Source organism: Mycobacterium sp. Dal123C01, assembly GCF_052566995.1.
The window spans coordinates 1,179,497-1,192,694 of record NZ_CP199580.1 but is presented as its reverse complement, the minus strand read 5'-3'; the positions used below and the strand labels follow the sequence as shown (position 1 = coordinate 1,192,694).

Genomic DNA, 13,198 nt, shown 5'->3' with positions numbered 1-13,198 from the left:
TCCAATGAGTAAGCCGATAAAGCAGATTCACTTGGCGGCGCATTTTCCGGGCGTCAACAACACCACGGTATGGAGCGATCCGGCGGCCGGCAGCCACATCGAATTCAGCTCGTTTGCACAATTCGCACAGAGCGCCGAGCGGGGCAAGTTCGACTTCCTGTTCCTCGCCGAGGGCCTACGCCTTCGCGAACAGAACGGGCAGATTTACGACCTCGATGTGGTGGGTCGCCCCGACACGTTCACCATCCTGGCCGCACTTGCCGCGGTAACCGACCGACTTGGGCTGACCGGAACCATCAACTCCACCTTCAACGAGCCCTACGAGGTGGCTCGGCAGTTCGCGTCTTTGGACCATCTCTCCGGCGGCCGTGCCGCTTGGAACGTCGTCACCTCGTGGGATGCCTTCACCGGTGAGAACTTTCGGCGTGGGGGATTCCTGGCAGAGGACCAGCGCTACGAGCGGGCAAAGACCTTTCTGCAGACGAGCCAGGAGTTGTTCGACTCCTGGCGCGGTGACGAAATCGTGGCGGACAAGAAGACCGGTGTTTTTCTTTCCGATCCGGACGCCGGGGCATTTGCCCACCGGGATGCCCATTTCGACATCCACGGTCGATTCAACGTTCCGCGAAGCCCACAGGGCCGCCCGGTGGTATTCCAGGCCGGCGATTCCGAGGAGGGTCGCGACTTCGCCGCGGCTGGCGCCGATGCGATCTTCTCCAGGCACAGCACCCTGGGGGCCGGGCAAGCGTTTTACGAAGACGTCAAGGGCCGGCTTGTCCGCTACGGGCGCGGTCGCGACGAGCTCCTCATTCTGCCGGCCGCGACGTTCGTGATCGGCGACACCGATGCCGAGGCCGCCGACATCGGGTACGAGGTACGGCTGGCGCAGGTATCCCCGCAAACTGCGATCAAATTCCTCGAGCAACTCTGGAACCGAGACCTGTCCGACCATGACCCCGATGGGCCGCTGCCCACGGTGGACCCCGTCGTGGGGGAGAACACCATCTCGCGTGGCCGGGCCAGCGTTCGGATGTTCCGGGACCCAATTGCGATCGCCAATGACTGGCGGGCCAAGGCCGAGGCGGAGAACCTGAGCAGCCGAGAACTGATCGTCGAGGTCACTGGCCGCCAGTCCTTTATCGGATCGCCTCAGACTGTCGCCGCGACGATCAATGATTTCGTCCAGGCGGACGCCAGCGACGGGTTTATCCTCGTCCCGCACATCACACCCGGTGGACTCGATCCGTTCGTCGATCGGGTCGTGCCGCTGCTTCAGGAGCGTGGCGTGTTCCGCGCCGACTACACCGGCACGACGCTGCGCGAGCACCTCGGTCTCGCGAAGCTGCCGACGCCGCGGCGGTCCGGCGGCCGGAGTGCCTCGACCGGGGTGGCATCGTGAAGCCTTGCGCGCGATGACGACTGCCTTGGGGGTGCTCGATCTGGTCCCGATCTCGTCGGGATCGACCGCGACCCAAGCATTGCGCAACAGCATCGATCTCGCCCAGCACGCCGAAAGTCTGGGCTACACGCGGTACTGGTTCGCCGAACACCACCTCAATCCCGGGGTCGCCGGTACGTCCCCCGCGGTGCTGCTGGCTTTGACCGCTGCCGAAACCACGACGATCCGACTTGGGTCGGGTGCGGTGCAGATGGGGCATCGCACCGCGCTGGCCACCGTGGAGGAATTCGGCCTGCTGGATGCGTTGCACCCCGGGCGATTTGACCTCGGTTTGGGGCGCTCGGGCGGTAAGCCGCGCGGGCCGGCGTCCCCGGCTCCGGCCGCCTCGGCATCGCGAAGATCGGCCGACGGACGCGCAGCCAAAGGGTTGTTGATACCGCCGCAGTTCGACCTGACACCGCTGCTGAAATCGCCGCGCTTCGCGCTGCACAAGGCATTGCTGCAACTGCCCGGAGCGCAGTCGCAAAACTACACCGAGCAGGTCGATGACATTCTTGCGCTGATCGCCGACACTTACTCCGCCGACGGCCAAGAGGCGCACGTCGACCCCGGCGGCGGTGCAGACCTGCAGGTGTGGATTCTGGGCAGCAGCGGGGGAGAGAGCGCAGTGGTCGCCGGGCGTCGGGGACTGCGGTTCGCGGCCAACTACCACGTCGCCCCCGCCTCCGTCCTGGAGGCGGCTGATGGTTACCGGGCGGCGTTTCGGCCCTCGGCAGAGCTCGACTCGCCCTACGTCGCGGTGTCCGCGGATGTCGTCGTCGCCGACGACGAGGCCACCGCTCGCGAGCTCGCTGCGGGCTACGGGCCCTGGGTAAAGAGCATCCGAAACGGTGCGGGCGCGATTCCGTTTCCGACCCCGAACGAAGCACACGCCCACACCTGGACGGCCGCCGATCGCGAACTCGTCGTCGACCGGGTGGAAACCCAATTCGTCGGATCAGCAGCCCAAGTCGCCGACCAGCTGGAGCGATTGCGCGATGCCACCGAGGCCGACGAACTGATCGTGACCACGATTACGCACGACCATCACGACCGAGTGCGCTCGTACCAGCTGCTCGCCGAAGAGTGGGCACGCCGATAAGGAGCATCGCCGCTGCCAGCCATGCCACGGTGGGCAACCAGGGCAACGCGGCGGCGACCGCAGGAACCTGATCACCGTGAGCGGTCACCAGCGCGATCCGCGCCATGGTTGCCACCGCAATCACCGAGAAGAGCGCGCCGACCACGGTGCCCTGGCTGCCGTGGCGGCCGATCGCGAAGGCCGCAACGACCGCGCTCACCATCACGCAACCCCAGGCCGCGCCGCAGATGAATTGCGCGATGCCGAGCGACACCACGTCGGTGGCTTGCGCTGCGGCCCAGGCCGATCCGGCGGCTACCAATGCCCCTAACATCATGGAGACGATGCCGCCGAAACGTTTCGCCAGCAACGACGCCAATGGTGTCAACAGCACGAATCCGATCCAGAACACCGACAACAGGGCCGGAACTTCGCCCGGGCGAGCGTATTTGGCGAAGAGCCGCTGTGCATTGACTGCGGAGTGCACCTGAAATCCTAATTGCGCCAAGAGAACCGCCGCGAGGAACACGAGGAGGATGCTGATTCGAATCTCGGTGGGCGCGGGTTTCTCGGGCTGGGCATCCCGGGTGAGTGTCTTTTCGGCCCAGACGATCGACAAGGTCACCGCGAGAACGGAGACAGCCGATGCGCAGAAGAAGATTCGCGGGTCGTATGCCGCGATCCGCCCGCTGAGAAACGGGGTCTCCCCACTGTTCGCGGTCGCGAGGCCCACTCCGACCACGAACAGTGAGGAGACCCACGGTTGCCGGCCGACAGGTGTGTAGCGGCCGAGAAGTGCCAGCGGAGGCGCGCGCAAGGCGGAGGAAGTGATCGCCCAGACGACAATCACCGCGACGAATACATCAGCGCTAGAACGCGATACGAACGGCAGAAGCAGGAACGCCAGCGTCGAGACCACCGTCGCTGCCGCGACGATCTTGCCCACTCGCCCAACGACCCGCGCCACGCGGTCGACGGCGACGCCGGCCGCCCAGTCGCACAGCGCGAAGATGATTTGATCGAACACCAGAAGCCATCCGACCACGCCGGGGCTGATCCCGGCACGCGCCGCAAGCTGCGGCAGATAGATGACGTACCCCACCCAAGTCAGCCCAAAGACCAGCTGCAGCAATCCGAAATAAAGCCCGACCCTGGTCGACACCGCGCGGGGCATGATGTGGCCCTTCCGACGAAAGTACCTTCTCAAAGACTACGGAGCAGGCGGTGTGCGGTGTTCAGGCCAGGACTGTTTAGTGCGGGAATGGGACAGAAAGCGAAGCGCGGACTCGCGTGAATGCGGGACGTCGCACAAGGTCAGCCGATCGGCGTGATCCCCGCGTCGGAGATCGTGAACCCGTGGCCCGGGGAAACAGTGCAGGTAATTCCGTCGGACTTCGATGTGCAGCTGAATGGACCGACGCCGGCGGTTTGGTCGTAAGCAAGGGTCGGCGTGCCCTCCCCGGCATTGCCGACACAGGAAATGCCCGTGCAGCTGCTGACGACGCCACCCTTGGACAGGTGTACGGACTGGGGCGGCGAGTTGGTCTGGCAATAGGCTGAGTCGGATATGCCGGGGTCACGCTGGTAGTTGATCTCGCAGCTGATGTTGCGTGACGGGGACAAGAAAGCGCACATCGACGCCGTACAGGCCGGGTTATCCGCGGCGGCCTGGGGCATCCCCATGCAGCTGCCGACGACGACGAATCCGATTGCCGCGACGACTGCACGTTTCATGACGCCAAACCTAACGGATAGGTAGGCCGGTCAGCGCCCTCGAGATCACCAGGCGCTGGATCTCGCTGGTTCCCTCGAAGATGGTGAAGATTTTCGCGTCCCGGTGCATCCGCTCCACGGGATAGTCGCGGGTATAGCCGTTGCCGCCCAGGATCTGGATGGCCTCGTCGGTGACATAGACCGCGGCCTCGCTGGCCACCAGCTTGGCCATCGAACCCTCTGCCGAGTCGAAGTTCTGGTTATTGCGTGCCATCCAGCCCGCGCGCCACACCAGCAGGCGTGCGGCGTCGATCCGGCTCTTCATGTCGGCCAGCTTGAACGCGACGGCCTGGAATTCGCCGATCTTGCGTCCGAATTGCTCACGCTGGCAGGCGTAGTCGAGCGCGTACTCGTAGGCGGCCCGGGCCACGCCGACGGCCATCGCGCCGACGGTGGGCCGGGTGCGCTCGAAAGTCTTCATCGCCGCCTGCCCGCCGGACGAAGCTCCGGATTTGGCCCGGGCGATCCGCGCTTCGAACTTCTCCCGGCCGCCGAGAATCACGTCCTCGGGCAGCCGGACGTTGTCGAGCACCACTTCGGCCGTGTGCGACGCGCGGATACCGTGCTTTTTGAACTTCTGCCCTTGGGCGAATCCTTTGGTGTCGGGCGGGATGACGAAACTAGCCTGGCCGCGGGTGCCGAGTTCGGGATAGACCGAGGCCACCACGATGTGGACGTTGGCGATACCGCCGTTGGTGGCCCAGGTCTTGGTGCCGTTGATCACCCACTCCCGGGTCGCCTCGTCCCAGCGCGCGCGAGTGCGGATGGCGCCGACGTCCGACCCAGCATCGGGCTCCGAGGAGCAGAACGCACCGAGCTTGGGGTCATCGGGCGTGCCGAACATCTCGGGTAGCCAGCGGCCGAGTTGTTCGGGAGTTCCGTTGCCCGCCAACGCCGCCGCGGCCAGCCCGGTGCCCATGATGGACAGCGCTATCCCGGCGTCGCCCCAGAACATCTCCTCGAACGCGGTGAGCATGCCCAGCCCGGTCGGTTCGCCGGCCTGCTGCGCGAAGAAGTCAGGGGAGTACAGACCCACCTTCGCGGCCTCTTGGATCACCGGCCACGGGGTTTCCTCGCGTTCATCCCATTCGGCCGCGGCCGGGCGGATGACGTCTGCCGAAAACTTGTGCACCCAATCGCGCACCTCGATCACGTCGTCACTCAGTTGCAGTGAGAAAGTCACGGTTCGGCTCCTGAAATAGGTTGATGCTCAGCGATTTCTGTGAGTGGTGTGCTGGGCGAGGACGCTGACCGTCTGGTCGACCCAAGCTTCGAAGTAGCGGTCTTCATCGACATTGCCCGGCAAGCGGCCGGACAGCGCCTGCAGCGTCGCCGCGTAGGAGAGAGAGGCGATCGCCACGGCCGCGGCCGCCTCGGGATCGGGAATGCTGGTGCGGCCAGAGCGATTGGATGAGGCCAGCTCGTCGGCGAACCGCTGATAGGCGTTGTCGGTGATGACCTGCCAGGTTTTCTCGTCGAGATCACCGAGCTCTTCGGGCTCGCGCAGCATGACCTTGAGCAAATCCTCGCTCTGGTTCAGGTTGCTCCAGATCAGTTGGCCTGCGGTACGCACCGCCTGCTCCACGCTGCCCGGCTGCCCGGCGTCGAACTCTTCCCGCGCGGCGACGATGCTGTCGATCCGGTGGGTAACCGCCGCCTCCAGCAGCTCGCGCTTGGAGGCGAAGTGCTTGTACAACGCTCCCGATCCCGGAGCAAGACCCGATGCCCGCTGGATATCGGCCACCGATGTCGCCGAGTAGCCCTTGGCGGCGAAAAGCCGCAGTGCCGCCGCCAGCAGTCGATCGCGTCCCGAGTCGGACATGGTGAGAGAGTACTCACTCACCGTCCGGATGGCAAACGCGCCCTGGCAGCCGGCCGGGCCGGGAGTGGTAGCCGGAAGGGGTGGCGTTGCACAATGCTGGAACCCGGGGGTCGGACGTTCCCAGCACCGGGCCCGCGCGCCCGGATCAAGCAACGATGGAAGGACCGCAGTGAACCAAGAGCAACGCAGCGCGATGGCGTCGGGGCGCGGCTTTATCGCCGCGCTGGACCAGAGCGGCGGCAGCACGCCAAAAGCCTTGAAGCTTTACGGGATTGAGGAGGACGCATACGAAGGTGATGAGCAGATGTTCGACCTCATCCACCAGATGCGCGCCCGGTTGATATCGAGCGCGACCTTTACCGGCGACAAGGTGATCGCGACGATCCTGTTCGAACAAACCATGGATCGAACCATCGATGGCGAGGACTCCGCGGCGTTTCTGTGGAAGCAAAAGCACATCGTGCCGTTCGTGAAGGTCGATCAGGGGCTGAGCGATGTCGAAAATGGCGTGCAGCTCATGAAGCCCATGACGAAGCTCGACCCCCTGTTGGAGCGGGCCGTCCACCAGGGCATTTTCGGCACCAAGATGCGCTCGTTTATCCAAGAGCCCAACGAGGAGGGCATCAAGGCCATCGTCGACCAGCAATTTGACTACGCCGACAAAATCGCCGGCCGCGGACTGATGCCGATCATCGAGCCCGAGGTCAGCATCAAAAGTCCCGACAAAATCAAGGCGGACAGCCTGCTGGTGTCGGCGCTGCGCACGAAACTCGACGAGCTCCCGGACGACAGGCAGGTCATGCTCAAGCTGACGTTGCCCGACGAAGACAACCTCTATGCCTCGCTGATCGACCATCCCCGGGTAATGCGGGTGGTCGCCTTGTCCGGGGGCTACAGCCTCACCGAGAGTTGCGCGATCCTGACCCGCAATCACCGCCTGATCGCGAGCTTCTCGCGGGCCTTGACCGAGGGCCTGACCGTCCAGCAGACCGATGCCGAATTCGACGCGAAGCTCGGATCCAATATTGATGAGATCTACGCGGCCTCGGTGACGTAGCCGCATGGTGCGGCGATGAGAGTCGTTGCACCGCGTAGTGTTTCATTTCGAACAGGCGCTGCCAGCATCCCAACACGCTATTGGCGTAACACGGTTGAGCGATCCGGTAAACGAAAATTAGGCCATGATGGTCGCAAACCTGCAGTAGCTCAGTAAGGGAGCCCAACATTCGCGCGTTGAGAAAAATCCGGCTGCCGATGCGTGTGTTGTCGTTGCGCACCATCGTCATCGTCGCGCAATTGGGGGTGATCGCCCTCGTCGTCACGCTGGGTGTCTGGGTGTGGGTCGGTGTCACCAACGATCAATACAGCCAGCTCGATCGCCGCCTGGATTCGGTCAGCAGCCTGGGCGATATCAACTCGCTGATCAACAGCCCGCAGCAGATCAACCCCGATCGGCCCACGCCCGACGGGAACCTGGTACGCACCGCACGCATCGGCGACGTAACGGTGTCGGTGCCCAGCAACATCGTCTTGCCCAAACTCGCGAACGGGTATGCGAACACCACCATCAACGGCGTGCAATACCGTGTCCGCACCTTTTCGGCGGGTCCGGTTTCGATTGCGCTCGCCGCGCCGCTGGCTGAGGCTCAACATCGGATCAACGAGCTGCACCTGCGGGTGCTGTTGATCTGCGCCGGGGTCATCTTCGGCACATTCCTGGTCGGGTGGGTGATCTCGCTGATCATGGTCAACCCCTTCGTGTTGCTGGCTCGTCAAGCCCGTGCCATCAACGCCCAGTCCAGTCCCGACGAGGTTCAGGTCCGCGGCGTGCGTGAGGCCGTCGAGATCGCCGAAGCGGTCGAGCAGATGCTGGACCGCATCGGCAACGAGCAACAGCGCACCAGGGCAGCACTCGAGTCGGCTCGTGACTTCGCCGCGGTCGCCTCGCACGAACTCCGCACCCCGCTGACCGCCATGCGCACCAACCTGGAGGTGCTGTCCACCCTGGAGTTGGGCGCCGAGCAGCGCCAGGAAGTCATCGGCGACGTCATACGTACTCAGAGCCGCATCGAAGCAACCCTGACGGCACTCGAGAGACTGGCGCAGGGCGAGCTGACCACCGTGGACGACTTCGTCCCGTTCGACATCACCGAACTCTTGGATCGTGCCGCACATGACGCGCTTCGCATCTACCCCGACGTGGAGGTATCGCTGGTGCCGTCGCCCACCGTACTGATGGTGGGTTTGCCCACGGGTCTGCGGCTGGTGATCGACAACGCCATTGCGAATGCCGTCAAACACGGCGGCGCCTCCACGATCAAACTCAACGTGAGCAGTTCCAGCGAAGGCGTGGAAATTGCGATCGACGACGACGGCACCGGCGTTCCCGAGGAGGAACGCACGGCGGTCTTCGAACGCTTTTCCCGCGGGTCGACAGCATCGCGTTCGGGTTCCGGGTTGGGACTGGCGCTCGTCGCCCAACAGGCCGAATTGCACGGCGGGAACGCATCCCTGCACGCCAGCGCGCTGGGCGGGTCGCGACTTCTTTTGAATCTGGCGGGTGACGGTCGCGGCCCGGCGTGAACCGATCACATCCGAAATATGCGGTAGGCCAAAAGATTTAGCCGAAACGGCGTCTTTCACCACGGGGCCATTACAAATTCATTACCGCGCAACCAAAAAATTTGCATTCCATATGCGCCCGGCTCGTCCGGTTGACCCGCGCCGATAGCGCACATACCTTCGAACAGAAGCCAGGCGTTCCCAGCCGAACAATGGAGTTGGTGAATAACGTAATCGCCTGTGTACCAGTCCGTTACGTCAAGGTTACCTATCGCAGGACGGGGCGGGCAGCGAAACGTCCCCCGCGCAAATCCAACGAGGGAGGTACCGATGCAATGCATCGAACAGCCCGAAGGGCAAGCTGTCGAGCACGGATCCGTATCACTGAAGGACCGGCTGCGACCGGTGATCCGGCACGACTTGTCCTCGTCGCTGGTGGTCTTTCTTGTTGCTCTTCCGTTATCGCTGGGAATCGCAATCGCATCCGACGCGCCCGTGCTCGCAGGTCTGATCGCCGCCATCGTCGGTGGAATCGTGGGCGGAGCCATTGGTGGTTCGCCACTGCAGGTGAGTGGCCCCGCGGCCGGCCTGACTGTCGTGGTGGCCGATCTGATCAGTGAATTCGGTTGGATGGTCACATGTTTCATCACCGTTTGTGCAGGGATCATGCAAGTTCTCTTGGGATTCAGCCGGGTTGCCCGCGCCGCCCTGGCGATCTCACCCGTCGTTGTGCACGCGATGCTGGCTGGAATCGGCATCACCATCGCGCTTCAGCAATTCCATGTCTTGCTGGGCGGAGAGTCCAAAAGCACGGCCTGGCGCAACGTCATTGAGCTGCCCGAACAAATTGTGAACGCACACCGGCCCGGAGTTCTGTTGGGGCTGCTCGTGATCGGTATCCTGATCGCCTGGCGTTGGGCACCCGCGAAGGTAGCAGCTGTTCCCGGTCCGCTCGTCGCGATCGTGGTGGTGACGATTGTCTCGCTGGTCTTTCCGTTCCGCGTATCCCGGATCGAGCTGGACGGATCGGTGCTGGAAGCGTTGCAACTGCCGGCAATTCCGGAAGGGAATTGGGGCGCCGTCGTCATCGGCGTCATCACCGTGACCCTCATCACCAGCGTGCAGAGCCTGCTGACGGCGGTATCGCTCGACAGGATGCACCACGGTCCACGGACCGACTTCAATCGCGAGCTGATCGGACAGGGTGCCTCCAACATCGTGTCCGGGGCAATCGGCGGCCTTCCCATCGCCGGCGTCATCGTCCGAAGCGCGGCCAACGTCAACGCGGGCGCGAAAACCCGAGCCTCGACCGTCATGCACGGCTTTTGGATCCTGCTGTTCGCGCTACCGTTCGCGGAACTGGTGGAGCTGATCCCGACCGCGGCATTGGCCGGTCTGCTCATTGTCATCGGAATACAACTACTGCAGCCGGCTCACATTGAAACGGCGTCGAAGACGGGGGATTTGGCGATCTACCTGGTGACCGTCGTCGCCGTCGTCTTTCTCAATCTGCTGCACGGGGTGATGATCGGACTCGTTCTCGCTATCGCACTGACCGGGTGGCGGGTGATTCGCACCACGATCGAGGCCAAGCCCGCAGGCGACGAATGGTGGGTCGTCGACGAGGGGGCATGCACCTTCCTGGCCTTACCCCGGTTGACTCGGGTCTTGGCGTCCGTTCCCGAACGGACCACGGTCACCGTCCATCTACTGGTCAGCTACCTGGATCACGCTGCGCACCAGGCCATTAGCGACTGGCAGCAGCAACACCACGCGACCGGCGGATCGGTTCAGATCCATGGAGCGGTGGAAGTGGGCCGCCCGACGCCGGTTCAACCCGTTCCGGAGCCGGCCTAGCGCCACCTTAGGGTATCTAACTTGAGCTACACGTGAGGAGGCCCGATACCACCGACCTGGGTGGATGCCCTGCTCCACAAGAGGCGCCAGAAAGGCGCACTCATGCCGGTGCAAAGGAACGCGCCGTGAATGTAGCATTCGTAGTGCACGCCGCACGGAGGGGAAGGGTAGCCGTTATGAGCCGGCGCGACCACAACGCCGAGGCCACTCGGTCCGAGATCTTGGCAGCCGGACACGAGATCTTTTCTCAGCACCCGTATTCCGATGTCAGTGGCGTGCAAATCTGCGATCGTGCCGGCGTTACCCGGGGGGCCCTGCAGCATCATTTCGGCAGCAAGCTGGGCTTGTTCATGGCGGTCTTCGAAGGCCTCCAGCAGGACGTCTACCTGCGAGCAGTTGAAGCCATCCGCAACGAGCACGAACCTTGGGAACGAATCCGCGCTGGTATCGGCGCGTTCCTGGATGCATGCACCGAGCCCCCGTACCAGATGGTGGTACTCCAAGAAGGTCCCGCCGCCATCGGATGGGCGCGCTGGCGAGAACTCGACACCGGCTGCTACGCCGACCTGACGCAACAATTCGCTGCGATGCTGACCCCTACCGGAACCGGCGATCGCGCCTCCACCATGCTCGTGGCCACCATGCGTGGCACACTGACCGAACTCTCCTTTGCTATCGCACAATCCGCCAGGCCAGCTTCAGCGCGCCAAGAAGCGATGGCTGTCATCGAGATGCTCCTGCGTAGTTACCACACAGCACCCGCCAGCAGTCCCACGCGCGCACCGATCCGCGTGGGCAGCGGCCAACTGCACGCCACAACCAGCACTTACCTCGAGCGTGCAGCGGCCGGCCAAACATTCGACGTGACCCGCCGAGGCCGTGTCATGGCGCGTCTTCAGCGACCGACGTGCTGACCAACCTGAGAATCAACCACCGTGCAGCAGCTCCCACGGCACCTCGAAATCCAACGGCGCCGAACCGCCACGCGGCTCAGCGACTGCATGCACCGTGAGTGTTTGTCGTGATCGTGATTATGTTGTTGGGTTGAACCACCATTGGGGCAGGTGGCGTGTGACTAGAACGCCGATGTGATGGTTTCTGTCAATGCGGCATCACCGATGAGCCTCGGGGCGGCTTTGGACGCATTGGCCCACACGGCTAGGCCGTGGCGGCCCGAGTTGACAGCATGGGCAGACGTGGTCGCCGCCACATGATTTGGGACGGGGCTTGCTAGGGATTCTCGGGTGAACGACCACGACGAAAGGCCGATCAACCGGTCCCGCGGCCAATCGAGCTGGCCATAGCAGTCTGTCTTGACCGGGTTGTCGGCCCTAGAGTTGCGAGCTGCCGTCCGGCCAATTAGATTCACTTGAGATGTCACATTCACTGTGAACGTCGCATGTCGCGAGGGGCTCTTGAAGATGATTTGTCATGGCGGCCGCGGCGCTGGCGGCCGAAACCAGCCGCAACCATCGACAGTTATTAGGACGCGGCATCACGGCCCCGCAGCAGATCTCACACAGCCACGGCCGGTGGGCGCCAAGGTCCTGTTTTGCAACCGTCGACCAGTACCGCATGGGCTTCATGCCCAACGGGCACGATATGAAGTTTCCAGCCGCACAGCCACTCCGACGCCGCGAGCCGGCACCGTCTCGGTTGTCGTAGTGGCCGCAGAGCACATGAACATCTCGCACGAGTCGAACACCGCGTTGAAGGCAGCTGCGTGAACAGCGTTGCGGCCCAGACCGGCGTCCTCGGCGACATCTCCCACGGTGCTGCCGCCGCGCTGGTCCGTGGCCTGTCGCACGCGTACTTTCCGCGCAAATACACCATCTTCGCCGAAGGCCAGCCTGGCGATGAGCTATTCATCATCGTCGCGGGCAAGGTAAAGATTCACCAAGCAACGCCACGCGGTCAGCAAAGCCTGCTTGCGCTGTTGGGCCCCGCCGACATCTTCGGTGAGCTCGCTCTGATAGACCCCAGCCCCCGAAGTGCGACGGCAATTGCTGTCACGGAGGTGCACGCGGTGACCATGGATCGAAGCACGTTGCAGAACCGGATCGTCGAGCATCCCGAGATCGCAGAACAGCTATTGCGCGCGCTCACACGTCGACTACGACGCACCAACAACCTCCTTTACGACAGCTTGACGTTCAGCGATGTATCCACTCGGGTGGCCCGACACCTACTCGCCCTCGCCAGGCAATTCGGTACCCCCAACACGCAATCACTAACCGTCAATCACCAACTCACGCAAACAGAATTGGCCCAACTCGTCGGAGCCGCACGCGAAACCGTCAACCAAACACTTGCCCACTTCACCCAACTCGGCTGGATCCACCGCAACGGCCAAGCGCTGGTCATTGACAAGCCAGCTAAACTCGCCGCCCACGTCACAGCAGCTCCACTGACTAACACTAAACGCCGTCCCTACATCACCGACGCCGTGGACCCGGGCACTGCCCCACACGAGGTCCGGACAGTCCTCGATTGCGCCCTCGGGGGACTCAAATCACCAACGGGCGAATGATCGGCTGTCGACCCTCTTCCCACTCCAGTCGGGCCGGGAGGATTACGGCGGATTCGAATATTGGCGGGGTACCGGTAAACCACTGCCTCATATTCCCTGTTGCTTTGTGCTGCAACAGATTTTTGGGCTGAGTGC

10 protein-coding genes and 1 pseudogene are annotated in these 13,198 nt (G+C 63.4%); 7 read left to right on the top strand and 4 right to left on the bottom strand.

The annotated features are described in order from the left end of the window. The first annotated feature begins 4 nt into the window (after positions 1–4). Complete coding sequence (locus tag ACTXG5_RS05670) at positions 5–1,399, top strand: NtaA/DmoA family FMN-dependent monooxygenase (protein WP_445162758.1); 1,395 nt, start codon at positions 5–7, stop codon at positions 1,397–1,399. A 13-nt stretch (positions 1,400–1,412) separates the two neighbouring features. After that, a complete protein-coding gene (locus ACTXG5_RS05665; protein ID WP_445162757.1) occupies positions 1,413–2,540 on the top strand; it encodes an LLM class flavin-dependent oxidoreductase in 1,128 nt (375 codons plus the stop codon). On the opposite strand, the gene ACTXG5_RS05660 is transcribed toward ACTXG5_RS05665, so the two are convergent. The 4 genes from ACTXG5_RS05660 to ACTXG5_RS05645 form a co-directional block, all read right to left on the bottom strand. Then, positions 2,473–3,693 carry an MFS transporter gene (locus ACTXG5_RS05660; protein ID WP_445162756.1) on the bottom strand — a complete coding sequence of 407 codons (1,221 nt, stop codon included), beginning with the start codon at positions 3,691–3,693 and terminating at the stop codon, positions 2,473–2,475. The two genes, ACTXG5_RS05665 and ACTXG5_RS05660, sit on opposite strands and share 68 nt — an antisense overlap. Positions 3,694–3,833: 140 nt before the next feature. Continuing rightward, positions 3,834–4,253, bottom strand: coding sequence for a hypothetical protein (locus ACTXG5_RS05655; protein WP_445162755.1), 420 nt, complete (start codon positions 4,251–4,253; stop codon positions 3,834–3,836). Between the two features lie 10 nt (positions 4,254–4,263). After that, on the bottom strand, positions 4,264–5,475 hold the full coding sequence (locus tag ACTXG5_RS05650; RefSeq protein ID WP_445162754.1) for an acyl-CoA dehydrogenase family protein: 1,212 nt from the start codon (positions 5,473–5,475) through the stop codon (positions 4,264–4,266). A 27-nt stretch (positions 5,476–5,502) separates the two neighbouring features. Next, the gene (locus tag ACTXG5_RS05645; RefSeq protein ID WP_445162753.1) at positions 5,503–6,114 is read right to left on the bottom strand and encodes a TetR/AcrR family transcriptional regulator; all 612 of its coding nucleotides are present in this window, start codon (positions 6,112–6,114) and stop codon (positions 5,503–5,505) included. Between the two features lie 169 nt (positions 6,115–6,283). Here ACTXG5_RS05645 and ACTXG5_RS05640 point away from each other — a divergent pair, with 169 nt between their 5' ends. From ACTXG5_RS05640 to ACTXG5_RS05620, 5 genes and pseudogenes are all read left to right on the top strand, one after another. After that, positions 6,284–7,171, top strand: coding sequence for a fructose bisphosphate aldolase (locus tag ACTXG5_RS05640; protein ID WP_445164276.1), 888 nt, complete (start codon positions 6,284–6,286; stop codon positions 7,169–7,171). A gap of 197 nt (positions 7,172–7,368) precedes the next feature. Further along, positions 7,369–8,697: a sensor histidine kinase gene (locus ACTXG5_RS05635; protein WP_445164275.1), complete on the top strand. Its 1,329-nt coding sequence runs from the start codon at positions 7,369–7,371 to the stop codon at positions 8,695–8,697. A 309-nt stretch (positions 8,698–9,006) separates the two neighbouring features. Continuing rightward, positions 9,007–10,533, top strand: coding sequence for a SulP family inorganic anion transporter (locus ACTXG5_RS05630; protein ID WP_445162752.1), 1,527 nt, complete (start codon positions 9,007–9,009; stop codon positions 10,531–10,533). A gap of 176 nt (positions 10,534–10,709) precedes the next feature. Beyond that, positions 10,710–11,447 (top strand): TetR family transcriptional regulator, encoded by a 738-nt coding sequence (locus ACTXG5_RS05625; RefSeq protein WP_445162751.1) that lies wholly within the window; start codon positions 10,710–10,712, stop codon positions 11,445–11,447. 809 nt (positions 11,448–12,256) lie between these two features. Continuing rightward, positions 12,257–12,919: pseudogene (locus ACTXG5_RS05620) on the top strand (Crp/Fnr family transcriptional regulator); the annotation flags it as partial. Positions 12,920–13,198: the final 279 nt, after the last annotated feature.